The organism is Mannheimia cairinae (assembly GCF_028649535.1).
Classification (GTDB): Bacteria; Pseudomonadota; Gammaproteobacteria; order Enterobacterales; family Pasteurellaceae; genus Mannheimia; species Mannheimia cairinae.
This window is the reverse complement of sequence record NZ_JAQSJE010000011.1, coordinates 21,810-47,257: the sequence shown is the minus strand read 5'-3', so window position 1 is coordinate 47,257 and position 25,448 is coordinate 21,810. Positions and strand designations below refer to the sequence as shown.

25 protein-coding genes are annotated in these 25,448 nt (G+C 37.7%); 21 read left to right on the top strand and 4 right to left on the bottom strand.

Annotated features, from left to right (window positions below):
- Window positions 1-154 precede the first annotated feature (154 nt).
- The 14 genes from yiaK to PTQ27_RS11060 all read left to right on the top strand — a co-directional run bounded on the left by yiaK (window position 155) and on the right by PTQ27_RS11060 (window position 13,323).
- Window positions 155-1,153, top strand: coding sequence for a 3-dehydro-L-gulonate 2-dehydrogenase (yiaK, locus tag PTQ27_RS11125; protein ID WP_273749855.1), 999 nt, complete (start codon window positions 155-157; stop codon window positions 1,151-1,153).
- A gap of 151 nt (window positions 1,154-1,304) precedes the next feature.
- On the top strand, window positions 1,305-1,778 hold the full coding sequence (locus tag PTQ27_RS11120) for a NanQ anomerase/TabA/YiaL family protein (RefSeq protein WP_273749823.1): 474 nt from the start codon (window positions 1,305-1,307) through the stop codon (window positions 1,776-1,778).
- A complete protein-coding gene (locus PTQ27_RS11115) occupies window positions 1,775-2,257 on the top strand; it encodes a TRAP transporter small permease (RefSeq protein WP_273749822.1) in 483 nt (160 codons plus the stop codon). The genes PTQ27_RS11120 and PTQ27_RS11115 overlap by 4 nt, the downstream gene beginning before the upstream one ends.
- Window positions 2,254-3,531 carry a TRAP transporter large permease subunit gene (locus PTQ27_RS11110; protein ID WP_273749821.1) on the top strand — a complete coding sequence of 426 codons (1,278 nt, stop codon included), beginning with the start codon at window positions 2,254-2,256 and terminating at the stop codon, window positions 3,529-3,531. Before PTQ27_RS11115 ends, PTQ27_RS11110 begins: the two co-directional genes overlap by 4 nt.
- Window positions 3,532-3,625: 94 nt before the next feature.
- Window positions 3,626-4,612 (top strand): TRAP transporter substrate-binding protein, encoded by a 987-nt coding sequence (locus tag PTQ27_RS11105; RefSeq protein WP_273749820.1) that lies wholly within the window; start codon window positions 3,626-3,628, stop codon window positions 4,610-4,612.
- 65 nt (window positions 4,613-4,677) lie between these two features.
- Window positions 4,678-5,661, top strand: coding sequence for a TRAP transporter substrate-binding protein (locus tag PTQ27_RS11100; protein WP_273749819.1), 984 nt, complete (start codon window positions 4,678-4,680; stop codon window positions 5,659-5,661).
- A gap of 97 nt (window positions 5,662-5,758) precedes the next feature.
- Window positions 5,759-7,264, top strand: coding sequence for a sugar ABC transporter ATP-binding protein (locus PTQ27_RS11095; RefSeq protein WP_273749818.1), 1,506 nt, complete (start codon window positions 5,759-5,761; stop codon window positions 7,262-7,264).
- 88 nt (window positions 7,265-7,352) lie between these two features.
- Window positions 7,353-8,399 carry an ABC transporter permease gene (locus PTQ27_RS11090; protein WP_273749817.1) on the top strand — a complete coding sequence of 349 codons (1,047 nt, stop codon included), beginning with the start codon at window positions 7,353-7,355 and terminating at the stop codon, window positions 8,397-8,399.
- A gap of 22 nt (window positions 8,400-8,421) precedes the next feature.
- Window positions 8,422-9,531, top strand: coding sequence for an ABC transporter substrate-binding protein (locus tag PTQ27_RS11085; RefSeq protein ID WP_273749816.1), 1,110 nt, complete (start codon window positions 8,422-8,424; stop codon window positions 9,529-9,531).
- Window positions 9,532-9,660: 129 nt separating this feature from the next.
- Window positions 9,661-10,551: an SMP-30/gluconolactonase/LRE family protein gene (locus PTQ27_RS11080; protein ID WP_273749815.1), complete on the top strand. Its 891-nt coding sequence runs from the start codon at window positions 9,661-9,663 to the stop codon at window positions 10,549-10,551.
- 19 nt (window positions 10,552-10,570) lie between these two features.
- Window positions 10,571-12,031, top strand: coding sequence for an FGGY-family carbohydrate kinase (locus PTQ27_RS11075; RefSeq protein WP_273749814.1), 1,461 nt, complete (start codon window positions 10,571-10,573; stop codon window positions 12,029-12,031).
- Window positions 12,032-12,242: 211 nt separating this feature from the next.
- Window positions 12,243-12,554: an ElaB/YgaM/YqjD family protein gene (locus PTQ27_RS11070; protein ID WP_273749813.1), complete on the top strand. Its 312-nt coding sequence runs from the start codon at window positions 12,243-12,245 to the stop codon at window positions 12,552-12,554.
- 93 nt (window positions 12,555-12,647) lie between these two features.
- A complete protein-coding gene (locus PTQ27_RS11065; protein WP_273749812.1) occupies window positions 12,648-13,043 on the top strand; it encodes a phage holin family protein in 396 nt (131 codons plus the stop codon).
- 1 nt (window position 13,044) lies between these two features.
- On the top strand, window positions 13,045-13,323 hold the full coding sequence (locus PTQ27_RS11060) for a hypothetical protein (protein ID WP_273749811.1): 279 nt from the start codon (window positions 13,045-13,047) through the stop codon (window positions 13,321-13,323).
- A gap of 88 nt (window positions 13,324-13,411) precedes the next feature.
- Here the strand turns inward: PTQ27_RS11060 and PTQ27_RS11055 are convergent, their stop codons facing one another.
- The 3 genes from PTQ27_RS11055 to PTQ27_RS11045 form a co-directional block, all read right to left on the bottom strand.
- Window positions 13,412-14,092, bottom strand: coding sequence for a 3-keto-L-gulonate-6-phosphate decarboxylase UlaD (locus PTQ27_RS11055; RefSeq protein WP_273749810.1), 681 nt, complete (start codon window positions 14,090-14,092; stop codon window positions 13,412-13,414).
- A gap of 65 nt (window positions 14,093-14,157) precedes the next feature.
- Entirely contained in the window at window positions 14,158-14,625 is a 468-nt protein-coding gene (locus tag PTQ27_RS11050) for a PTS sugar transporter subunit IIA (protein WP_273749809.1), read from the bottom strand.
- Between the two features lie 59 nt (window positions 14,626-14,684).
- Entirely contained in the window at window positions 14,685-16,478 is a 1,794-nt protein-coding gene (locus PTQ27_RS11045; protein ID WP_273749808.1) for a PTS ascorbate-specific subunit IIBC, read from the bottom strand.
- A gap of 467 nt (window positions 16,479-16,945) precedes the next feature.
- Between PTQ27_RS11045 and ulaG the strand changes: the two genes are divergently transcribed.
- The 6 genes from ulaG (at window position 16,946) to PTQ27_RS11015 (ending at window position 21,963) form a co-directional block, all read left to right on the top strand.
- Complete coding sequence (ulaG, locus tag PTQ27_RS11040; RefSeq protein ID WP_273749807.1) at window positions 16,946-18,037, top strand: L-ascorbate 6-phosphate lactonase; 1,092 nt, start codon at window positions 16,946-16,948, stop codon at window positions 18,035-18,037.
- An 86-nt stretch (window positions 18,038-18,123) separates the two neighbouring features.
- On the top strand, window positions 18,124-18,870 hold the full coding sequence (gene ulaR / locus PTQ27_RS11035; protein ID WP_273749806.1) for an HTH-type transcriptional regulator UlaR: 747 nt from the start codon (window positions 18,124-18,126) through the stop codon (window positions 18,868-18,870).
- A gap of 58 nt (window positions 18,871-18,928) precedes the next feature.
- A complete protein-coding gene (locus PTQ27_RS11030) occupies window positions 18,929-19,789 on the top strand; it encodes an L-ribulose-5-phosphate 3-epimerase (RefSeq protein WP_273749805.1) in 861 nt (286 codons plus the stop codon).
- The gene (gene araD, locus PTQ27_RS11025; RefSeq protein WP_273749804.1) at window positions 19,786-20,505 is read left to right on the top strand and encodes an L-ribulose-5-phosphate 4-epimerase; all 720 of its coding nucleotides are present in this window, start codon (window positions 19,786-19,788) and stop codon (window positions 20,503-20,505) included. Before PTQ27_RS11030 ends, araD begins: the two co-directional genes overlap by 4 nt.
- A 140-nt stretch (window positions 20,506-20,645) precedes the next feature.
- Entirely contained in the window at window positions 20,646-21,305 is a 660-nt protein-coding gene (locus PTQ27_RS11020) for an amino acid ABC transporter permease (RefSeq protein WP_273749803.1), read from the top strand.
- Window positions 21,295-21,963 (top strand): amino acid ABC transporter permease, encoded by a 669-nt coding sequence (locus PTQ27_RS11015; protein ID WP_273749802.1) that lies wholly within the window; start codon window positions 21,295-21,297, stop codon window positions 21,961-21,963. The genes PTQ27_RS11020 and PTQ27_RS11015 overlap by 11 nt, the downstream gene beginning before the upstream one ends.
- Window positions 21,964-22,015: 52 nt before the next feature.
- Here the strand turns inward: PTQ27_RS11015 and PTQ27_RS11010 are convergent, their stop codons facing one another.
- Window positions 22,016-23,608: a glycerol-3-phosphate dehydrogenase/oxidase gene (locus PTQ27_RS11010; RefSeq protein WP_273749801.1), complete on the bottom strand. Its 1,593-nt coding sequence runs from the start codon at window positions 23,606-23,608 to the stop codon at window positions 22,016-22,018.
- A gap of 359 nt (window positions 23,609-23,967) precedes the next feature.
- On the opposite strand from PTQ27_RS11010, the gene glpT reads away from it, so the two are divergent.
- Window positions 23,968-25,413 (top strand): glycerol-3-phosphate transporter, encoded by a 1,446-nt coding sequence (glpT, locus tag PTQ27_RS11005; RefSeq protein ID WP_273749800.1) that lies wholly within the window; start codon window positions 23,968-23,970, stop codon window positions 25,411-25,413.
- Window positions 25,414-25,448 lie beyond the last annotated feature (35 nt).

The window sequence follows — 25,448 nt, the reverse complement described above, 5'->3', positions numbered from 1 at the left end:
CCTCTCAAATTTACAAAAATGTTTTTAACTATTTGATTTTAAATGGTTTTTATATTTTTGCTTTCATTGACTTTAGTTTGTCTAAAGAGTACCTTATGAAACGTGATTTTACTATTTGAAATAATTTGATTTTTAGAGGTATTTAATTATGACTATTCGAGTTTCTTATGATGATTTAAAAGCACAGTTTAAACGTGTATTACTTTCTCGCAATGTACGTGAAGAGATTGCAGAAGAGTGTGCAACCGTATTTGCTGATACAACCCAAGCAGGTGCTTACTCACACGGCGTAAACCGTTTCCCTCGTTTTATTCAACAATTAGAAAATGGCGATATTGTGCCGGAAGCAGTGCCAACTAAAGTACTTTCATTAGGTGCAATTGAACAATGGGATGCCCACCAAGCAATCGGTAACTTAACTGCGAAAAAAATGATGGACAGAGCAATGGAGCTTGCCTCACAAAACGGTATCGGTGTGGTGGCTTTACGTAATGCAAACCACTGGATGCGTGGTGGTTCTTACGGTTGGCAAGCGGCAGAAAAAGGTTATATCGGCATTTGCTGGACAAACGCTTTAGCAGTTATGCCACCTTGGGGAGCAAAAGAGTGCCGTATCGGGACAAACCCACTTATCGTGGCAGTGCCAACTACACCAATCACAATGGTTGATATGTCTTGCTCAATGTACTCTTACGGAATGCTTGAAATTCATCGCTTACAAGGTCGCCAAACATTTGTTGATGCCGGCTTTGATGATGAAGGGAACCCGACACGTGATCCAGCAACGGTTGAGAAAAACCGTCGCTTAATGCCAATGGGCTTCTGGAAAGGTTCAGGCTTATCAATTGTGTTAGATATGATTGCAACACTATTATCTAACGGTGAATCAACCGCTGCGGTAACAGAAGATAAAGATGATGAATACTGTGTATCACAAGTCTTTATTGCGATTGAAGTGGATCGCTTAATTGACGGCAAAACAAAAGACGAAAAACTTAACCGTATTATGGATTATGTTCGCACAGCAGAGCGTGCAGACCCTGAAGTAGCGGTTCGTTTACCAGGACACGAATTTACTCAAATTCTTGCAGATAACAAAGCGAATGGTATTCCGGTTGATGATACGGTTTGGGCGAAATTGCAGTCTCTATAAAGAAAATACGTTCATACGAGATGTTGAAATTGTAATCAAATCTCCCCTAACCCCTCTTTGCTAAAGAGGGGGATCTGATAGAGCGAATTTTTTATTAACCTGAAAATGCAAGCGGTTAGATTTTCCCCAAATTTTACAAACGGAGCAAGTTATGTTTTTCGGACATATTTCAAATTACAATCCGGCTCAGTATCCAAAGGCAATTCAATTTGCATTAGATTATTTAAAAAATACCGATTTTGATGCAATGGATGCGGGTGTTTATGAGTTAAAAGGTCGTAGCATTTATGTACAAGTATTAGATCTGGAAACAAAAGAAAAATCAGCATTCCAACCTGAGGTTCATCAAAATTACTTAGATGTGCAATATTTGCATAAAGGGGTGGAGTTGATGGCTACTTCCATTGATTTAGGCAATAACCCTGTTGCAGTGGAATACAACCCTGAGCGTGATATTAAATTCTATTCATCTGTTCAAAATGAAAATGAATTCCACTGTGTGGCAGGCAATTTTGCCGTATTTTTCCCTGAAGATGCCCACCGTACAGCAATTTTTGCAGGTGAGAAAATGATTCGCAAAATTGTTGTCAAAATTGCAATGAGTGAGATTAAGGAGTCTTTATGAAAGCCTTTGCTCAACTAGTAGGAAAAATTTTAGAAGCATTGGCGGTGCTTATTTTATCGGCAATGTCTATTTTGGTTTTTCTAAACGTAGTATTGCGATATGGTTTTAATAGCAGTATTAACGTAACAGAAGAAATTTCTCGTTTTATGTTTGTTTGGTTAGCTTTTTTAGGAGCGGTATTAGCTTTTAGTGAAAATCAGCACGTTAGAGTAACCATTCTGACAGATAAACTTTCGCCATTTGTAGCTAAAGTGTTAAGTGTTTTGACTGATTTGGCAATGTTGTTCTGTTGCTATTTAATTGTAGATGGTAGTTGGACGCAATTTAACTTAAATATTAATAACCTTGCACCGATCTCAGGTTTGCCACAAGGAATTACCTTTCTTGCAAGCACTATTGCCGGTGCATTAATTGGTGTATTAATCATTGCTCGTGTTGTTGCAACTATTGGTGTGATTGCGAAAGGAGAAGCTAAATGACAGTTGTAATTTTTCTTTCCGTATTACTCGGTTCTATCTTATTAGGTATTCCCGTTGCATTCTCGCTATTAGTTTGTGGTGTGGCATTAATGGTACATTTGGATCTATTCGATGCCCAAATTCTTGCTCAACAGATTGTAAGCGGAGCAGATAGCTTTTCGTTAATGGCAATCCCATTTTTCATCTTAGCCGGTGAAATTATGAATGAGGGGGGCTTATCTAAACGTATTATCGATTTGCCGATGAAATTAGTCGGGCATAAATGTGGTGGTTTAGGTTTTGTAGCTATTCTTGCTGCTATGATTATGGCGAGCCTTTCAGGTTCTGCAGTGGCAGATACCGCAGCGGTTGCGGCAATGTTATTGCCGATGATGAAAACGACAGGCTATCCGATTGACCGTTCTGCAGGCTTAATTGGTACAGCTGGTATCATTGCACCAATTATTCCGCCTTCTATTCCGTTTATTGTATTTGGGGTTGCAAGCGGTGTTTCTATTACTAAATTGTTCTTAGCCGGGATTTTCCCTGGCATTATGATGGGTATTTGTTTAGCAACACTTTGGTGGTGGCAAGCAAAACGTTTAGATTTAATGACGTTCTCAAAAGCAACTAAAGAAGAGCTTTGCATCTCATTTAAAAACAGTATTTGGGCATTATTACTTCCAGTTATTATCATTGGTGGGTTCCGTTCAGGAATGTTTACCCCAACAGAAGCAGGGGCGGTTGCAACCTTCTATGCGTTGATTGTTTCATTATTCGTTTATCGTGAATTAAAGCTAAAAGACTTATATAAAGTGGTTCTAGCCGCAGCGAAAACAACCGCAGTAGTAATGTTCTTGGTGGCGGCTGCTAATGTAACGGGTTGGTTAATTACCATTGCGGAACTTCCGATGATGCTGACCGAATTGCTCGAGCCATTAATTGAAAGCCCAACCACATTGTTATTAGTGATTATGTTTGCGGTATTTATTATCGGAATGGTAATGGATTTAACTCCAACCGTCTTGATTTTAACACCGGTATTAATGCCATTAGTACAAGAAGCGGGGATAGACCCAGTTTATTTCGGTGTACTCTTTATTTTAAATACTTCAATCGGCTTAATTACGCCACCTGTAGGTAATGTGTTAAACGTGATTACCGGTGTGTCAAAATTACCGTTTGACCAAGCAGCAAAAGGTGTAATGCCTTATCTGATAATGATGTTTGTATTATTACTCTTATTTGTATTCTTCCCATCGTTGATTTTAGTACCGTTAAGTTGGATGCAATAAAGTAACCTTAACCTCTGAGACAAGCGGTTAAAAATTGTGAAAAGTTTGCAAAAAACGACCGCTTATAAACCATTTTTTATCACAGGAGAACCCTATGAAACTTTTTAATTTAAAAACTTTAGCAGCATTAGTGGCAGGCGTTGCCGTAATGAGTTCTTCGGCAATGGCTGAAATTTCTCTACGTTTTGGTTACGAAGCCCCTCGCTCAGACAGCCAACATATTGCAGCGAAAAAATTTGATGATCTACTTAAAGAAAAAACTAAGGGAGAAATTAAATTAAGATTATTCCCAGATAGTACTTTAGGTAATGCACAAACAATGATTAGTGCGGTACGTGGCGGTACTATTGATATTGAAATGTCAGGTTCGCCAAATTTCACTGGTTTAGAGCCAAAATTAAATGTAATTGATATTCCGTTCATCTTTAAAGATCGTGAACACGTGTACAAAGTATTAGACGGCGAAATCGGTCAAGGCTTATTAAAAGATTTAGAAGCACAAGGCTTAAAAGGCTTAGCATTCTGGGATGTTGGTTTCCGTGCATTCTCTAACTCTAAACATCCAGTTACTAAACCTGAAGATATTAAAGGCTTAAAAGTACGTACAAACCAAAACCCAATGTACATTCAAGCATTTACATTGTTAGGCGGTAACCCAGTGCCAATGCCATTAGCAGAGCTTTACACTGCATTAGAAACTCGTGCAGTAGATGCTCAAGAACACCCAATCGGTATTTTCTGGTCGTCTAAACTTTTTGAAGTACAAAAACATTTAAGTTTAACAAATCACGGCTATACTCCGTTAATCGTAGTAATGAACAAAGCGAAATTCGACGGTTTATCGCCAGAGCTTCAAACTGCATTAGTGGAAGCTGCAAAAGAAGCAGGTCAATTCCAACGTGATTTAAATGTGAAAAATGAAAAAGAGATCATTGAAAAATTACGTAAACAAGGCATTGAAGTGATCGAACAAGTTGATAATGCACCGTTTAAAGCTGCGATTGAGGCAGAAGTTCGTAAAGCATTCGTTGAAAAACACGGTGATGAATTATTAAAACAAGTAGATGCGTTAGCTAACTAATCGTATTTTTTATTAAAGCTCCCTCCTTTTCGGAGGGAGTTTCTACATCAATGTAGGAGAATATTATGAAACTCTTCAATCTCAAAACTGTTGCTGCATTAGTTGCTAGTTTTTCTATTTTTGCCACTGCACATGCTCAAACCTCTTTTCGCTTTGCTTATGAAGCACCTCGCTCTGATACTCAGCATATTGCGGCTAAAAAATTTAATGATTTATTACAAGAAAAATCAGCAAAATCGCTTAAGTTAAGCTTATTTGCAGATAGTACGCTTGGTAATGCTCAAACTGCAATTAGTGGTGTGCGTGGTGGTACTATCGACTTAGCAATGTCGAGTTCTTCAAACTTCACCGGCTTAGTGCCACAACTAAATGTTATTGATATTCCGTTTATTTTTAAAGATCGTGACCATGCTTATGCAGCGTTAGATGGTGAAATTGGACAAGGTTTATTAAAATCGCTTGAGGAACAAGGTTTAAAAGGTTTAGCGTTCTGGGAGGTTGGTTTTAGAGCATTCTCAAATTCTAAACAGCCAATTACTAAACCTGAAGATATTAAAGGGTTAAAAATTCGCACCAATCAAAACCCAATGTATATTCAAGCGTTTTCTATTTTAGGGGCAAACCCTGTGCCAATGCCTCTTTCTGAGCTTTATACAGCCCTTGAAACAAAAGCAGTAGATGCTCAGGAACACCCAATTGGTATTTTCTGGTCGGCAAAATTGTATGAAGTACAGAAATACTTCAGCTTTACTAACCACGGCTACACACCATTAATTGTGGTAATGAATAAAGCTAAATTTGATGCACTTTCAGCGGAACAGCAAAAAGCGATTACAGATGCTGCTGTTGAAGCAGGAAAATATCAACGTCAGCTTAATTTAGAGAATGAGCAAACTATTATTGAATCGCTGAAAAAAGCAGGGATTGAATTTGTAGATAATTTAGATACCACACCATTTAAAAATGCAGTATCGAGTGACACTCGAAAAGCCTTTATTGAGAAAAACGGGGCGGATTTAGTGGATGCGATTGATAAGTTAGCTAAATAATTGATAGATGGTTACTTAATAGGTGTGTGTATACACATCTATTAAGATTGCATTTTTATAATTATTTGCCGAAATATTTCTATATAAGGGGTGAGCAATGTCACAACCCATTTTAAGTTTACAACATATCATCAAACGCTTTGGTAGCCATACTGCGGTGAATGATGTCAGCCTTGATATCCATCCAGGAGAAATAGTTGCACTGCTTGGAGAAAATGGGGCTGGAAAGTCTACTCTTATTAAAATTCTTGCTGGTATTTACGACCGTGATGAAGGTGAGATTTTATTTCATAACCAAAAAATCCAATCAGCTCAGGCCCTTGAGAAAGGGAATAAAAAGCCAATAGCCTTCATTCACCAAGATTTAGGATTGATTGAATGGATGACTATTGCTGAAAATATGGCATTTGTAATGGGCTTTCCCCGTCGGTTCGGGTTAATTGATTGGGCAAAAGTTCGAGAACAATCGCAAAAAGCATTAGATTTTGTTGGTATCAAGCTTTCGGCTGATACGAGAGTTTTCGATTTAAGCCGTACTGAAAAAGCACTACTTGCTATTGCTCGTGCTATTGCTGTTAATGCAGAAATTTTGGTATTAGATGAACCAACTGCCTCTCTTCCAGCTTCTGATGTGGAACACTTATTTACGGTTTTAAATCGTTTACGTGATCAAGGCGTAGGAATGATTTATGTAACGCATCGATTAGATGAAGTTATTGCAATCTCAGACCGTATCCTTGTTATGAGAGATGGATTCCCTGTCGCAGAAGGTCAAACCACGCTCTATGATGTAAAAGGTCTAGTAAAAGCTATTGTTGGGGAAGAAAGTCGTGGAAGACAACGTGTTGATTTACCAACTGGCACGCCAGAAATTCTTTCGTTAGAAAATGTTGTTGTTGGCGATACCGGCCCTGTTCATTTCAAATTACACAAAGGTGAAATGATAGCTCTGGCCGGATTGCGTGGAGCAGGACAAGAGGAAATTGGTCGTTTACTATTTGGTGAGAGGACTTTAGATCAAGGCGAAATTCGTTTAGCTAATCAGCCTTATTCAGCAAAAGATCCACAAGATGCGATTCATAAAGGAATTGCTTTAGTTGCAGGAGATCGTACACGTGAAAGTGTCTTTATGTCGATGACAACTAGCGAAAACTTATTTATCAACCCTGCATTAAGTGGGCATTCTGCATTAAAACGCTATTCTCGCCGTGAGGAATGGGGAGAAAGTTGGTATAAATTCCAATTATTTGATATTCGTCCTAAAAATTTGTTTATTGATGCAAGTGCATTATCAGGAGGGAATCAACAAAAAATTGTGTTGGCACGCTGGATGCATCTTAATACCCCAATACTGATTTTAGAAGATCCGACTGCAGGTGTAGATGTAGGTGCAAGAGCCGAGATTTATGACTTACTTAACAAGGCGCTTGCTGAGGGAATAGCTATTATTGTGATTTCGACAGATTTTGAAGAGATCGCTCATTTATGTAATCGAGCGTTAGTATTCAATAGAGGTGAAATTGCAGGAGAGCTAATAAATGAGGACGTTAGTTTTGCTAACTTACTAGCTCTTGCATCTGATAGTAAATCTAAACAAGGATAATAAGCGAGTCTTTTGTAAAAAATAGATAGCTTGCCTCTGTTGCTTTATAAGTGTGACAGAGAACAATAACATTTAACTGGAGTAATTTATGGCTCAAACAAATATTAAATCTACAGCACTTGAACAGCCTGTTTCTATTGCACGGGATGGCTTTATTGCGTGGTTCTCTCAAATGTCCACTCGTTATGGTTTATTGGGGCTTTGCGTGTTATTGGTGATCATTTTTTCACTGACAACGGAATCGTTTGCTTCGATGCTGACTTTAAATGCAATCTTAGAAAGTAAATCGAAAATAGCACTACTCGCATTAGCGGCAACAACTACAATGATTGTAGGTAAAATTGATTTAAATGTTGGTTTTGGGATTGTGTTATGGCACATCCTTGTGATTACCTTACAGGTGCAATACGGATTCTCTTGGTATATGGCAATCCTGATTGTATTAATCATTGCGGCGCTTTACGGTTTGCTAAACGGCATTTTAGTTGCATTAGCCGATATTGACAGCTTTGTGGCAACCCTTGGTTCAGGAACTGTGCTTTATGCTGTGGCGTTATGGCACTCAGGTGGGCGTCAAATTGTTGGTGATTTACCTGATGAATTTATTGCATTAAATAGCACTGAGGTGTTTGGTGTACCTATCTCCGCATTTTATGTTTTAGCCGTTGCTATTGTAATGTGGTTAGTGACAGAACACACACCAACAGGTCGTGCAATGTATGCTGTAGGTGCAAATCCAACAGCTGCTCGTTTAAATGGTATTAATATTAAAAAATATACTATTGTTCCTTTCATAGTTTCCAGCGTATTAACAGCTTTCACTGGTGTGTTAATTTCTGCTCAGCAAGGTGTTGGTCAGGCAAGTGTAGGTATGGATTACTTACTTCCAGCTTTAGTTGGTGCCTTCTTAGGTAGTACAACCATCCGACCAGGGCGTATTAATGTTTGGGGAACCGTAGTTGGTATTGCGATTTTAGCTATCGGGATTTCAGGTATTCAACAATTTGGTGGAGCGTTCTGGGTTGAGCCATTGTTTAATGGGGCAACATTGCTTCTTTCCATCACTATCGCAGGCTATGCTCAACGCAAACGCTTGTTAAATCAAAAAGCTGTACAGAAAAAATCAACTAACTAACCTTAAATAAGAGGATTTGATTATGAAAAATACCTTTCGTACTACTTTAACTGCTCTTGCAGCATTCACAGCGGTTACTTTCGGTAGCAGTGCTTTTGCGAGCGAAGATCCTTTCGTTCAAGAAGCTAAACAATTTGTTGCTGCAGCAACTGCAAAGCAGGAAAAATGGGATGGCCCAACAACAGGACCTCAATTACAAAAAGAAAAAACAGTTATTTTCATTGCATCTGATATGAAAAATGGTGGTGTCTTAGGTGTTATTGATGGTATGAAAGAAGCTGTTGGTGTAACAGGGTGGAAATTAGACGTATTAGATGGTGCTGGTACAGTAAATAACCAACTTGCAGCATTGAATCAAGCAATCGCTCGTAAGCCTGATGCGATTGTTATTGGTGGTTGGAATCCAAATGTAGCAAGAATTCCATTACAAAAAGCGACTAAAAATGGCATTACATTAGCGGCATGGCATGCGACACCAGAACCAGGTGCGATTGAAAAATATGGCATTTTCTATAATGTAACTTCTGATTCTGATGAAATTGCACGTTTATCGGCAATGCTTGCTGTTGCAGAATCAAATGGTAAAGCAAAAGCGATTATTTTGACCGATTCACTTTATGAAATTGCATTACGTAAAGCAAATGTGATGAAGGAAGTGATTGAAAAATGTAAAGAGTGTAAGGTATTAGAGTTTATTGATACTCCACTTGCTGACACTTCAAGCCGTATGCCGAACTTAACGTTCAATTTATTACAAAAATATGGCGATGACTTAGAATATGCATTAGCGATTAACGATCTCTATTTTGACTTTATGGCACCGTCATTACGTACGGCAAATAAAGATAAACCATTGAGCATTTCTGCAGGCGATGGCTCAGTAACGGCTTACCAACGTATTCGTTCAGGCGATAAACAGTTTGCGACAGTACCAGAGCCACTTAACTTACACGGTTGGCAGTTAGTTGATGAACTTAACCGTGCATTTGCCAATGAAAAAGCATCAGGTTATGTAACTCCTGCACATTTAGTTACTAAAGAGAATGTTGCTTTTGATGGTGGCGATAAGAATCTTTATGATCCACAAAATGGTTATAAAGATGCTTATAAAGCAATTTGGGGCGTGAAGTAACCTTATTACAAGCGGTTAGATTTGGTAAATCCAACTTTTTTGCGAAATCTGACCGCTTGCAAATTCTATTCAATAGAAATTATATAATTTTCTAATTTTATAGTTATAGCAAAACGGAGCCTATAACACATGAGTCATTCATTTATTCCACAAATATCGGATACTCGTTTTAACGAGTTGGTTGGAAGTTTTTTTGAAATTGAAGAGTTGTTTGATGGTGCAATTTGGGCTGAGGGCCCTGCATGGAGTAATGCTCAACAAGCATTGTATTTTAGCGATGTGAAAGGCTGTACAATGTATCGCTGGACGGAAGCAGAAGGTACTCAAGTTTTTCGTCAGCCATCCTATTTTTCTAATGGAAATGCCATTGATGCAGAAGATAATTTAATTACCTGTGAACATGGCAATCGTGGTATTAGTTTAACAACCCCTAATGGAGAGTATCGCTTTTTAGTTGGTCAATTAGATGGAAAACGTTTAAACTCGCCGAATGATGTGGTGGTAAAATCGGATGGCACGATTTGGTTTACCGACCCACCATATGGGATTTTATCTGACAATGAGGGAAAGCAATCACCAAGTGAAATCATTGGTTGCTATGTTTATTGTTTTAACCCAAAAACAGAAAAGTTAAATATTGCCACTTTTAATACGATGCGACCAAACGGCTTAGCATTTTCGCCTGATGAAAAACAACTTTATGTGGCGGATATGTCAAGTGTAGAATTTAATGATGATGGATTGCATCATTTAGTTGTGTTTGATGTAGATGGCTGTAAATTGAAAAATCGCCGAGATGTTACTGAAATTTCGCCAGGTATTCCAGATGGTTTTAGAATTAAACGTAATGGCGTTATTTTCTGTTCTTGCGAAAATGGAATCATTGCATTATTGCCAGATGGTACGGAATTAGGCCGTTTTATACTCGGTAAACCAACGTCAAACTGTGCATTTGGTAATGATGAACAAACACTATTTATTACATGTTCAAATAGTCTTTATCGATTAAAAATGAAATAAAAACAAAGGAAATAATATTATGAACTACACTCTTGGCATTGATTGTGGCGGTACCTTTATTAAAGCTGCTCTTTTTGATGAGCTGGGCAATTTGCATTCCCTTCATCGGGAAAATGTCTCTGTTATTAGTGAAACTGCAGGCTATGCAGAGCGTGATATGCAGCAGCTGTGGGCTATCTGTGCCGAAGTTGTGCGTTTAACCATTGAAAAGAGCCAAATTAAGCCTTCAGCAATTAAAGGTGTAGGAATTTCTGCTCAGGGGAAAGGAGCATTTTTATTAGATAAACAAAATAAGCCTCTTGGAAGAGCAATTTTATCCTCAGATCAACGCTCGCTTGAGATTGTAAAACAGTGGCAATCCGAAGGGATCCCGCAAAAATTATACTCTATTACCCGCCAAACCTTATGGACGGGACACCCTGTTTCTATTCTAAAATGGGTTCAACAAAATGAACCTGAGCGTTATGCTCAAATTGGTTCTGTTTTGATGTCGCACGACTATTTACGTTTTTGTTTAACGGGAGAATTGCATTGCGAAGAATCCAATATTTCGGAATCCAATCTCTATAATATGGCAACAGGAAAATATGATCAGACATTGGCGGATCTACTAGGAATGCCAGATATTCTGGATAAGCTACCTCCTGTGATTGAGCCAAATAAGATCGCAGGCTATGTGACGGAAAATGCTGCAAAACTAACGGGCTTAGCGGTAGGTACCCCAGTTGTTGGAGGACTATTTGATGTGGTTTCCACCGCACGTTGTGCAGGCTTAGAAGATGAAACCAAGCTTAATGCGGTATTAGGTACTTGGTCGGTAGTAAGTGGAATTACAGACTATATCGATCAAACCCAAGAACTCCCTTTTGTGTATGGGCGTTATGCCGAAGCTGGAAAATTTATTGTACACGAAGCCAGCCCCACTTCAGCAGGCAACCTTGAATGGTTTGTGAAACAATGGAGCAATTTAAGTTACCAAGAGATTAATGAAGGCATAGCAACCCTGCCTCCAGCAGGTAGTTCAGTATTGTTTGTCCCTTTCCTTTATGGCTCTAATGCTGGGTTAGGAATGCAAGCAAGCTTTTACGGTATGCAGTCTTATCACACACAAATGCACCTGCTACAAGCTATTTACGAAGGTGTTTTATTTAGCTTAATGACACATTTAAACCGTATGTTTATTCGTTTTCCAAAAACCAATGTATTGCGTGTAACAGGTGGGCCGGTTAAATCAGAGGTTTGGATGCAAATGTTGGCAGACCTAACGGGAATGCGTTTAGAAATTCCACAAGTAGAAGAAACAGGTTGCTTAGGTGCGGCATTAATGGCGATGCAAGGTGTCGGTTTAGATATTAGCCAAGTTCAGGCTTTAAATGCGGAAATGCAAGTGTTTGAACCGAATAAAGCAAATTATGAAGCTTACCAGGCGAAATATCAGCGTTACCAAAAGCTAACAGAAGCACTTAAAGCGATGATTTAATTAGATTTTATATATTTTTCAAGCGGTAATATTTTGTAAGAAATTTGCAAAATAATATCGCTTTTTTATCAATTTAATTTTTTATTTTAATTAAATAATATAAAAATTAAGACTTGACATTAATTTATAGTACAAGTATTTTAAATATGAAACATAAATAATTATGTTTAGCAGTACTTATATTTAATCCAAATAAATAAGGAGATGAGTTATGAGTAAAAGCTTAGATGCAAAACGTGAAGAACTAACAAATGAAATCCGTGATATTTTAAAAAATGCGGAAGAATTGTTTAATGAAACATCGGATTCATCAACTGAAGAGTATAAGAAATTAAAAGATAAATTAGCTAAACAATTTGATGATGTAAAAGATCGTTTTGCTACTTTAAAAGATGATACTGTTGATAACGCAAGAGCAGTCGCCAAGCAGACAGACGCCTTAGTTCACGATAACCCTTATAAAGCAATTACTGTTGCAGGTGTGGTTGGATTATTATTAGGTGTTCTAGTGGCAAGAAGATAATTCTTATAAATTAAGTTTTAATTAGATAATAAGCCATACCAAAATAATTTTGGTTTGGCTTTATTTTTTATAGAATAAGGGAGTAGCAATGCAATGTTAGAGAATATTAAGTCAGGATTTAGAAACAGTATTGTTACGTTGTTAGAGCTTGCTCAAGTTCGTGCAGATATGGCAAGAGTAGAAATTAATGAACAAAAAAATAATTTAATTTCTGTTCTAATATTAGTTTTGTTAGCCTTTATATTTCTATTAGTTTCTTTTATTAGTTTGCTATTTGGTTTAGATAATTATTTATTACCCGAACAAAAAGTAAAAGTGTTTTTTACAATTTCGATTTTAACATTATTATTTGTTGTTATTTGTGGCATTATGATTTTCTTCTCTTTAAGAAAACAGCGTAGTTTTATGCAAAGTACATTAGATGAATTAAAATTAGATATTGCAGCATTTAAAAATGCTTTAATATTTAAGAAAAATGGGGATATGTAAAATGGCAAAAAAACTCACTGAAAAAGAACTTCTCATTTTAAAAGGCAACGCATTAAGAATGCGTTTTAAAGCAGAAACAAACAAAGCAAAAAGTGAAATTATGCAACCTTTTCAGCAGGTAAGAACAACTGGATTATCGTTAGTCACATCGCCCGTAGTCAAAAGTGTAGCATTAAATTTTATGTTAAAACGCTTATTTACCATAAAAGGTATGAGCTATTCTGCTTTAGGACTAGCCGCTTTATTTCTGCTGCAGCAGAATAATAAAGCTAAAAGATAAAAGTAAAAAGCGGTTGTTTTTGTGTAATAAAAAACAACCGCTTTTAGTTGTAGAAGAATAAGTCTGATCTTCTACATTTTAGCTTGTGTTATACCCAATATTTGTCTATTTCGGCACGAATTGCTTCTGCAGTTTGTTTACCTTTTTCACCCACTAATGCACGGCCAGCAATGAAGGCTTTTGCATTTTTGATTTCTTTAAATAAATGAATATCTTCAGGTACGATACCGCCGGTAATAGATAGTTCTAAACCAAGAGCTGAAAGTTGTTTCATCAATTCAACATCTTCTGTCGTCCAACCTTTACCCGCTAATTCTGCATCACGAGAACGATGGTAAATAGCTTGAGTTACCCCTAAATCTACCCACTCTTTTGCATCTTTTTCAACTGTCCAGTTACCATAAATTTCAATTTGGATCTCTTTTTTCACTTTTAACTCAGGGTGAGCTGCGTTGAAATCGTCAGCCACTTTTTTACAAGCAGCTTTAGTTGCTGGGTGTGCGGCTGCTGAAACTGTCAGCCAGTCTGCCCCAGCCTCAAATGCCATTTTTGCTAAAATCGCGCCGCCATCGGTTGTTTTTAAATCGCATACAATGATGTGATTTGGGTGTAATGCACGTAGAGTTGAAACGGCTTTCATTCCTTCTGCACAAGCTAAAATTGTGCCACATTCAATGATCTCAACAACGCTTTCTGCTTGTTTTGCATCGGCAACGGCTTTTTCAAGTGTTAATGAATCTAATGCAATTTGTAATGCTGGTTTTGACATAATGTATTCCTCTAAATGTGTAAAATAATCATCAAAATTAACCGCTTGTTAGGTCTTAGGGGTAATTAACCATTTAATGCGTTATCAATCATCACATAGACATCATTTGCGGTTTTGCAGGCTAACACTTTTTCTAAATTAACCCCTGTTTCGCTCTCTTCATCATCTAATACTTGTGTGATTTCCATTAAGCCTTGCATATGGCGATCGGAATCGCTACCGGCAAGAGTAACAAGTACTGAAACAGGTTCTTCTTCACCTGCAAAATAAATAGGTTCGGCAAGTGTAACTAAAGCAAAAGAGGTTTTGATTACCCCTTCTTCTGGGCGAGCGTGTGGCATTGCCAGACCTGGAGCCAAAATAATATAAGGGCCCATTTTTTCGATGTTATTGATAATGCTATCGTAGTAACGTGGTTCAATCGCACCTGATTTTTCTAATAAATCAGTTCCTAGTTTGATAGCTGCTTTCCAATCTGTTGCTTTTTGGTTGAGTAGAATTGAATTATTTTCGATAAGAGATTCTTTTAGCATTATTTACTCCTTTGTTTTCAGCCCCCTTCTTCTGTAAAGAGAAGAAGGGGGGAGATTAATTATTGATATTTTTTGATTAACTCTAGTAGTTCATCGCCAAAGGTATTTGGGTTTAGCATATTTTGCACCCCTAATACAGAGATGTTGTCGTTTGCCACAATCTCATCTTGTAAATGTTTGGAACATACGATGATATCGACTGTACCGATTTTACCTTTATAGTCGGTTACCGCACAAGAGTCCATAATATTTGGAATGCCACGTTTATCGAGGTAGCCTTTGATCTTCATTTTCATCATCATAGATGAACCTTGACCAGAACCACATACTGCTAAAATACGAACCGGATTTGCAGAATTTTCTGCATTTTTAACCGCTTGTGGAGCCACTTCTTCTGCTTTTGGTTCTTCAGTTTTCACGTCATCTAAGCCGTAGCCATCAAGTTGTTCAAGTGTTAAACCTTTTGCAGTCGCTTCTGCTTCTTCTGCACGAAGTTGTTTAGATGCAAAGAACATATACACTAATGCCGCCGCCACAATTAAGAAGAAGAATCCAGGAACACTGATAATACCTTGTAAAATTGGTGGGAAGAATAATGCCCAGTCAGCCATACCCATCCAGCCATTGAAGATTGTACCTTGGCTTGCAAGCATTTGAATTACCCATGCAGAACCTAATACTTCAATGATACCCATCACAAAACAGATTTTCATTACCGCTTTCCAGCCACCGAATTGGTTAGCAAATACACCAATAGTTGCGTTAGAGAAGAACATTGGAATGAAGCCAGGAATAATTAATACTGGTGAGCTAAAACCAAGTAAGATACCTACTGCTACAAATTGACCGATTGCACCCCACATAAAGCCGAATACCATTGCATTTGGTGAGAAAGCGTAAATCGCCGCACAGTCAATCGCTAATACAGAGTTTGGAATTAAGCGTTCTGCAATCCCTTTGAAAGCTTCTGAAAGTTCCGCAACGAACATACGTACACCTGTTACGATGATTTGAATCGCTACTGCAAATTTCAAGCCCATTTCAAGAATATACATAAACCAGTTGGTTTTGCCTGCAAGCTCTTTTAAGTTATCTAAACCGAAAGAAAGTAAGATAATACCGAAGAAGATTGTCATTACTAATGCAGTTGCAGAGATACTGTCGTGGAAAATATTTAACCAGTTAGGTAATTTCATTTTATCTACAGTATCATTTTTATCACCAAGTTTTGGTGCAAGTTTTACTGCAATCCAAGAGGCAATTTGTTGTTGGTGACCGATAGAGAAACCCGCACCGCCTGTTACCGCTTGCGTTGGTTTATACATAATATTAGAAGAGATACCCCAGTAAAGTGCCATTAATACCGATGTATAAATGATAGTTTCCCACATTGAAGCACCGATAATCATATAGAACACCGCAACAAGACCTGCTTGTTGGAACATAATATGGCCTGTTAGCATAATGGTACGAATACCAGTGATACGGCGGAAAAGCACTAATAAGATATTTAATAATAATGCACCGATAACTGCATAACCTACCCAAGCATAATTATCGCCCATTGTTTGAATGGTTGATTGCATACTGGTATATGGGTCGATAACCGCACCGGCTAATTGGTGGTATTTTGCAAGCCCGTCAATAACAGGTTTAAAGTTTGACACTAAGAAACCGGAACCCGCTTGTACAATCATAAAACCAACAATAGTTTTAATCGTACCTTTAAGAATTGTTGTTGTATCTTTTTTAAGAAGGATATAGCCCAAGCAAGCTACAATACCTAGTAAGAATGGTGCTTTATTTAACACCTGATCCTTTAAGAAAAGGAGAATTTCAGTTAAAAAGTCCATAGTGAGCCTCTATGTTTGAGAGAATAAATAGAACTAAAAAAACTTCAATGAAGTTATCACAATAATGATAAATGCTTAAAAAAGATTGTAAAAGATTATTTTTTATTATTTGTGAGCAAGATCACATTTTATTTTATTAATTTTGATTTTTATTCCAATGTTTTTTGCCGATACAATTAATAAACTTGCTAGAAAGTTCTTATAACATAGCTATTTCAATAGCTTTTAGTCACATTGCTTAAATATAGTTTGGTAATATAAGAGGCTATATTCAAATAAAAAAAGCCTCACTTCTCAGCTTAAATATCAACCTTAGAAGATGTAAAAGGTGTAGTAATTTAAAATTAAAGAAAAAATTAGACAATGATCACATTTTTAAATAAAAGTGTTGTATAAATTGTTTTGATTGTTTATGATTGTTTTTGATTAAAGTTTTATTTTATTAGCCTAATTAGGAGTCTATTATTATGAGCAAAATTTCTGAAATCACCCGTGAAAGCTGGATCCTTTCAACATTTCCAGAATGGGGTACTTGGTTAAATGAAGAAATCGAAGAAGAAGTGGTACCAGAGGGTAACTTTGCAATGTGGTGGCTCGGCTGCGTAGGTGTATGGATTAAAACCCCTGCAGGTGCAAACATCTGTATGGACTTATGGTGTAGCCGTGGTAAATCAACTAAGAAAGTAAAAGATATGGTGCGTGGTCACCAAATGGCAAATATGGCGGGGGTACGTAAACTACAACCAAACTTACGTGCACAACCAATGGTACTAGACCCATTTGCAATCAACGAAGTGGATTTTATTCTGGCTTCTCACTATCATAGTGACCATATCGATGTGAATGTTGCCGCTGCAATTTGTAATAACCCGAAATTAGATCACGTGAAATTTGTTGGCCCTTGGCATTGTGCAGAACTATGGAAAAAATGGGGTGTGCCAGAAGAACGTATTATTATTGTTAAACCGGGCGATGTTGTAAAAATTAAAGATGTTGAAATTCACGCTTTAGACTCTTTCGACCGTACTTGCTTAGTGACTCTACCTGTTGAAGGTGCTGATGAACAAGGTGGCGAATTAGCGGGTCTTTGCCCATCAGATGAAGAAATGGGACGCAAAGCAGTAAACTATGTATTTAAAACACCAGGCGGTAATATCTATCACGGTGCGGATTCACACTATTCAATCCAATTTGCAAAACACGGTAAACAGTTTGATATTGATGTAGCATTAAATAATTATGGTGAAAATCCAGTAGGTATTGCTGATAAAATGACTTCTATTGATCTGCTACGTATGGCAGAATGTTTACGTGCAAAAGTAATCATTCCTGTTCACCACGATATTTGGACAAACTTTATGGCAAGCACGCAAGAAATCATTGATTTATGGCGTATGCGTAAAGATCGTTTACAATATCAATTCCATCCATTTATTTGGGAAGTGGGCGGCAAATACGTTTATCCTCGTGATAAAGACTTAATTGAATATCATCACCCACGTGGATTCGATGATTGCTTCGAGCAGGAGCCAAATATTCAATTTAAATCAATGTTATAAGTGAGCAAAAGCCACTCTCACTTAGAGTGGCTTTCTTTTAATCTTGTTCATTATGACAAAATGAAGATAATCAATGGAATATAATAATGAACGAAAGCTATCGACACAAAGAACTATTACAGCTATTGGAAGAGCGAAAAGCTCTTTCAACAGCGGATATTATGCAGTTATTAGATGTTTCTCCTGCAACCGCTCGCCGTGATATTAGTAAACTCGATGAGCAAGGGAAATTAAAAAAGGTGCGAAACGGTGCAGAAGCGGTTGTTTCATCTAAAAATATAAAAGCACCGAAAAAAACCAATAATGCGGAAGAAAAAAAGCGTATTGCAGAAGCTGCCAGTCGCCTATGCAAAGAAGGCGAAAGCCTTATTTTAACTTGTGGCTCAACAATGGAAATGCTAGGCAACGCATTGTGTGGTAAAAAATTGCAAATTATTACCAATTATCTACCGCTTGCAAATCAGCTTATTGAAGGTTCTCATGATGATGTAGTTATTATGGGGGGGCAATATAATAAAAATAAAAAAGTGATGCTCTCACTTAATACCCAAAATGAGATCATCTATGCTGCAACCACAATGTTTACCAGTGGTAAAGGATTAACAACCGAAGGTTTATTTAAAACCGATATGATTATTGCCAATGCAGAACAACAAATGGCAATGCAAGCTGAGCGTTATGTGGTATTACTAGATAGCACAAAGCTCGGCAAAAAAGTCGGTATGTTATTTAAAGAATTAGATAAAATTGATTTACTGATTACAGGTAAAGAAGCCGATCCTGATATTATTCAGGAATTGCGTGAGAACGGGTTAGATATTATTTTGGCTTAGCCAACAAGCGGTTATATTTTCATTGCATTTTGCAAAACACTATCCCCAAGGAATGATTATGAGAAAACACAAACTCGGTATTTATGAAAAAGCCTTGCCAAAAAATATCTCTTGGCAAGACAGATTGTCTATCGCAAAAACTTGCGGTTTTGACTTTGTGGAAATGTCAGTTGATGAAACGGACGAACGTTTAGCACGCTTAGATTGGACAAAAGAGCAACGCTTAGAGTTAGTGAAAGCGATTGTTACTACAGGTGTGACGATTCCGTCAATGTGTTTATCTGGGCATCGCCGTTTTCCGTTTGGCTCACGTGATGAAGCGACTCGCCAAAAAGCCTATGAAATTATGGAAAAAGCGATCCAATTTGCGGTAGATACGGGGATTCGCACCATTCAATTAGCTGGCTACGATGTCTATTACGAAGAACAAGACGAAGGCACTATTCAACGTTTCCAAGAAGGTTTAGAATGGGCGACTGAGCTTGCTGCAAGCAATCAAGTCACCATTGCGGTAGAAATTATGGATACCAAGTTTATGAGTTCTATCAGCCGTTGGAAAAAATGGGACGAAATCATTAAATCGCCTTGGTTTACTGTTTACCCTGATGTGGGCAACCTATCCGCTTGGAATGACAATGTGGAAGAAGAATTAACCTTAGGTATGGATAAAATCTCGGCTATTCACTTAAAAGATACCTACAAAGTAACCGATACCTGCAAAGGTCAATTCCGTGACGTACCATTTGGCAACGGTTGTGTAGATTTCGCAAATGTGTTCCGTGTATTACAAAAATTAAACTACCGTGGTGCATTCTTAATTGAAATGTGGACGGAAAAAGCAGAAGAACCAATCGCCGAGATCATCAATGCTCGCCGTTGGATTGAACAAAAAATGAAAGAAGGGGGCTTCACACTATGAGTCAATTAACCGAATTAACACCTGCATTACAAGCATTAAGAGAACGTGTATTAAAAGCAAACTTAGAACTGCCTAAATATGGTTTAGTAACATTCACTTGGGGTAATGTGAGTGAAATTGACCGTGAAACAGGGTTAGTCGCAATCAAACCTTCTGGCGTAGAGTATGATGTAATGACCGTAGAAGATATTGTGATTATGGACTTAGACGGCAACCGTGTTTACGGGAACAAAAAACCTTCTTCAGACACACCGACGCATTTAGAGTTATATCGCCAATTCCCTGATATTGGCGGTGTGGTTCACACACACTCTCGCCACGCAGTAGGCTGGGCACAAGCAGGCGAAGATATTTTGGCATTAGGTACAACGCAAGGCGACTATTTCTATGGTTCTGTACCTTGTACCCGCCGTATGACCCCCGCAGAAATTGCCGGCGAATACGAATTAGAAACAGGTAAAGTGATTGTAGAAACCTTCCGTAAACGTGAAATCGACCCGAATATGGTGCCGGGTGTGCTGGTTCACTCACACGGCCCGTTCACGTGGGGTAAAAACGGACACGATGCCGTACACAATTCTGTGGTATTAGAAGAAGTGGCTTATATGAATTTCATCAGCCACCAAATTCGCCCACAAATTAACTCTATGCAACAAGAGTTGTTAGATAAGCACTATTTACGCAAACACGGTGCGAATGCTTATTACGGGCAGTAATAAAATATTTAAGAAATCAGCACTTTTTAGTGCTGATTTTTTTATAACTAATTACTATAAAAAAGTATTTCTAATTCTTTCCTTTCTTATTTTACTTTCTGCAAAATAGTTGCCATTCTCCCAAAATATTTATTTTTTATATGAATTGGTCTTATATTATTGACAGTATCCCCAAATTTGTTGATGCTACTTGGCTTACCCTACAACTCTCCTTTTGGGGAATCCTTCTCTCATTAATGTTTGGTTTGTTGATTGCAGTGATTACTACCTACAAAGTTCGCCCGCTTTATACCCTTACCAGAGGTTACATTGAGCTTTCTCGCAACACGCCATTATTAATTCAACTTTTCTTTTTATATTATGGGCTGCCTAAAATAGGCATTAAGTGGGATGGTTTTACGTGTGGCATTATCGCTTTAGTATTTTTAGGTTCAAGCTATATGGCAGAAAGCCTGCGTGCTGGTTTACAAGCTATTCCCAAAGGGCAGGTTGAGGCTGCTAAATCTATCGGACTAAGCTCTTTTCAGATTTTTCGCTATGTTATTTTCCCGCAAGCGTGGGCGGTATCTATTCCGGCTATTGGAGCGAATATTTTGTTTTTAATGAAAGAAACTTCGGTTATTAGTGCGGTGGCAGTCGCTGAATTAATGTTTGTAACCAAAGATATTATCGGAATGGATTACAAAACTAACGAAGCTCTATTTATGCTGTTTGTTGCTTATTTGGTCATTTTATTGCCTGTTTCACTTCTGGCACGTCATTTTGAAAATAGAGTAAGGAAAGCAAAATATGGGATTTGATTGGTTATGGGAAGGGCAGAATGCTGCTCGCTTAGTTCAAGGATTGTGGCTTACGGCTAAAATTTCATTTATTTCTGTTGGGTTTTCGCTGATTTTTGGCACGCTCTTTGGTTTAATTATGCGTTCCAATAATGTAGTTGTGCGTGCTTTATCTCGTTTCTATTTAGAAACAATCCGCATTGTACCTATTTTGGTTTGGTTATTTATGCTCTATTTCGGTTTATCCACGTGGTTTAACATTCATATTAGTGGACTTTGGGTGTGCATTTGGGTCTTTACATTATGGGGAACCGCAGAAATGGGCGATTTGGTACGTGGAGCACTCGCCTCTATTGAAAAGCATCAAGTTGAATCAGCAAAAGCAATCGGGCTAAATCGCTGGCAAATTTTCCGTTATATTGAATTACCACAAGGCACTCGTCGAGTGTTGCCAAGCACGATTAACTTATTTACCCGAATGATTAAAACCAGCTCGCTTGCTGCCTTAATTGGTGTGATTGAGGTAGTAAAAGTTGGGCAACAGATTATTGAAAACTCATTGCTTACCAACCCAAGTGCATCTTTTTTTGTATATGGATTAATCTTTGTGCTTTATTTTATGATTTGTTACCCGCTTTCACTCTGGGCAAATCGATTAGAACATAAATGGGAAAGTTAATATTAGAAAAGGGCATATCAAAAATCAATATGCCCTATCATTTAGAATAAAACTATGGTTGAGGTTGGTAATCAACTAATAGATAGTGTTTTGCAACCTCAAGGAATTGTGCAACTTGCTGTTGTTGCCATACCTCATCTTTATTAAGTTCTTGTGCCATAATTGCGGCAACTTTGGTTGCACTATCAATAGCGGCTCTTGCATCTAAGAATAATAATCTAACACGACGAGCTAATACATCTTCTACCGTTTGTGCCATTTCGTGACGAACGGCCCAAATAACCTCCGCAACGGTATGTTCCAGTCTTGGATGAAGTTTTTCTGCATATTCTGGGTGGCTTGTCATTAATTCCTGTAATTTTGGAATATCTGAGCCATATACATAAAGATGATCTTGTAAATTCACTTTTTCTGCAGGAATATTGCCGTGAATAGGTAAGTTCACTGTGATACAAGCTTTTTTATCAAGTTCTGAATGTAATTTTAACGCTTCTTCTACGGTATCTTCAGCCATTTGGCGATAAGTTGTCCATTTGCCTCCTGTGATCGTAATTAAACCGCTTGTTGCATCGGTTAATACCTTATGGCTACGAGATACTTCTTTTGTACTTTGCCCCTCTTTTTCCGGTGCAGCTAATGGGCGTTGCCCTGCAAATACAGCTTTAACATCATCACGAGTCGGTTTTTGGGTTAGATATTGTGCAGCTGTATCTAAAATAAAGTTAATTTCTTGTTCTAGTGGAATTGGCTCGTAAGATGGGTTTTCAATTAATGTATCTGTTGTTCCTACCACTAAAACATTATGCCAAGGTACTGCAAAAAGGACTCGTCCATCTGACGTTTTCGGAATCATTAAGGCATCATTGCTTGGTAAGAACGATTGATCTAATACTAAGTGAATGCCTTGGCTTGGCACTACAAATTTTTTCTGACTACCGTGATCCATACTTAAAATATCATTCATAAATACACCGGTAGCATTAATGATTGCAGTGCCAAATACAAGGTGTTCTTGCTGGTTAAGTTCATCAAAGAATGTTACACCATCAATTTTACCGGCTTCGGTTTTATGTAAAGCGGTTACTTTTGCGTGATTAATTACTACACCGCCGTGTTCTACAACGGTTTGGGCCATATTAATAGCTAGGCGAGCATCATCAAATTGCCCATCTTGATATACTGTTCCAGTGCGTAAACCCGTATCCTTTAAGGTAGGTAGGCGTTTTTTAGCCTCAGATTTACTAATGTTTTCTGTTCTCCCTAAACTTAAATTGCCAGAAAGTAGATCATATAAACCTAAACCTACACGGTACATTACACAGTCTTTAAATTTATAGTTTGGAATAATAAAGCTTTGATTTTTAAATAAATGTGCTGCATTTTTTGCTAAGCGTCCTCGCTCACGTAATGCTTCTCTCACTAAGGCTACATCACCATTTGCTAAATAACGAACACCGCCGTGTACTAATTTTGTACTACGGCTTGATGTTCCTTTGGCAAAATCGTGACTTTCTAATAATAATGTTTTATATCCACGAGAGGCTGCATCTACTGCAATTCCTAAGCCACTTGCACCTCCACCAATGATAATAAAATCCCATTTTGAAGTTTGTTGTAGCTGAGCGAGTTGTTCATTTCTTTGCATCTCTTTCTCCTTTTTGCTCGAATTAGAGTTTTTATTGAGTTTTGTTAGCATAAACGAAAATTAAAATCCTTCAAAGAAAATTGTTTAAAAATTAGAGTTATGTCACAAAATTTTAATAACATATTATTTTATAATTATTTTATTTGTAACTAAAAGGTTTTGGGATTAATTCTAAGTTGAGGGGTTTCTGTAGCTTTCTTTCTTTTTCGCTAGTTTTTTGTGCTTTTAAGTAAATGTTTTGTGAAATGAATCACATTTTTATAAAAAAATACTTTGCAGTTTTTAATTTTATTTTATTATTACCTCCCCTAACTGGGAAATTATTCTGGGGTTTTTACTAAGTTATATTGGAGAATATTATGTTTGGTCCATTTAAACCCGCTCCGCATATTGCAGAGCTACCAGCGGACAAAGTTGATGCAAGATATAAATTCTTACGTTGGCAAGTATTTGCTGGGATTTTCTTCGGCTATGCCGCTTATTATTTTGTACGTGCTAACTTCGATTTAGCACAAAAAGGTTTGATTGAAGCTGGAATGTACACGAAAACTGATCTTGGTGTAATTGGTACAGCTGCTGGTCTTGCTTATGGATTATCTAAGTTTGTAATGGCTGGTATGTCAGACCGCTCCAATCCGAAAGTATTCTTACCATTTGGTTTATTGCTTTCTGGTTTATGTATGACCTTAATGGGATTAATGCCGTGGGCGACATCGAGCATTTTAGTAATGTGGGTAATGATCTTCCTAAATGGTTGGTTCCAAGGTATGGGATGGCCTCCTTGCGGTAGAACAATGGTACACTGGTGGTCAAAATCTGAGCGTGGTACTATCGTTTCTATTTGGAATACTGCACATAACTTAGGTGGTATGGTGCCAGGTGCGATGGTTCTTCTTGCAAGTGCACTTTACTTTAGTGAATTTGGAGTGGAAGCTCACGCAAAAGATATTTGGCAACAAGCATTATATTTCCCTGGTATCGCTGCGATGGTGGCTGCAATTCCTATCTACTTAGTAATGAAAGATACACCACAATCTTGTGGTTTACCGCCTGTTGAAAAATGGCGTAATGATTACCCAGATGATTATAATGAAAAAACATATGAACACGATTTAAGCACGAAAGAGATCTTTGTGACTTATGTGTTAAAAAATAAATTATTATGGTATATCGCTATTGCTAACGTATTCGTATATTTAATTCGCTATGGCGTATTAAAATGGTCTCCAGTTTATTTAGGTGAAGTAAAACATTTCAATATTAAAGGAACTGCGTGGGCATATACAATCTATGAACTTGCTGCTATTCCTGGCACATTACTTTGTGGTTGGGTATCAGATAAATTATTTAAAGGTAAACGTGGTTTAACGGGTTTCATCTTTATGATTTTAACTACTGCGGCAGTTGTAGCATTATGGTTAAATCCGGCAACACCAGAATCTGAAGTTGCGTTATATGAAGGTCACGCTTGGTATGAAAACCCATATCAGTTAATGGACTTTATTTGGATGACGACTATCGGCTTCTTAATTTATGGTCCTGTAATGTTAATCGGTTTACACGCTCTTGAGCTCGCACCGAAAAAAGCAGCAGGTACAGCAGCAGGTTTCACAGGCTTATTTGGCTATCTTGGTGGTACAGTTGCAGCATCAGCAGTTGTTGGTTGGGCAGCAGATACATTTGGCTGGGATGGTGGCTTCTATGTAATGATCGGTGGTGGTGTATTAGCCGTTATCTTAACCTTCATCGTAATGATTGAAGAAGCTAAACATAAAGCTAAAATAGGTGATACCTACGGTAACTAATTCATTGTTTGTTAAAGGAAGAGCATTTTGTTCTT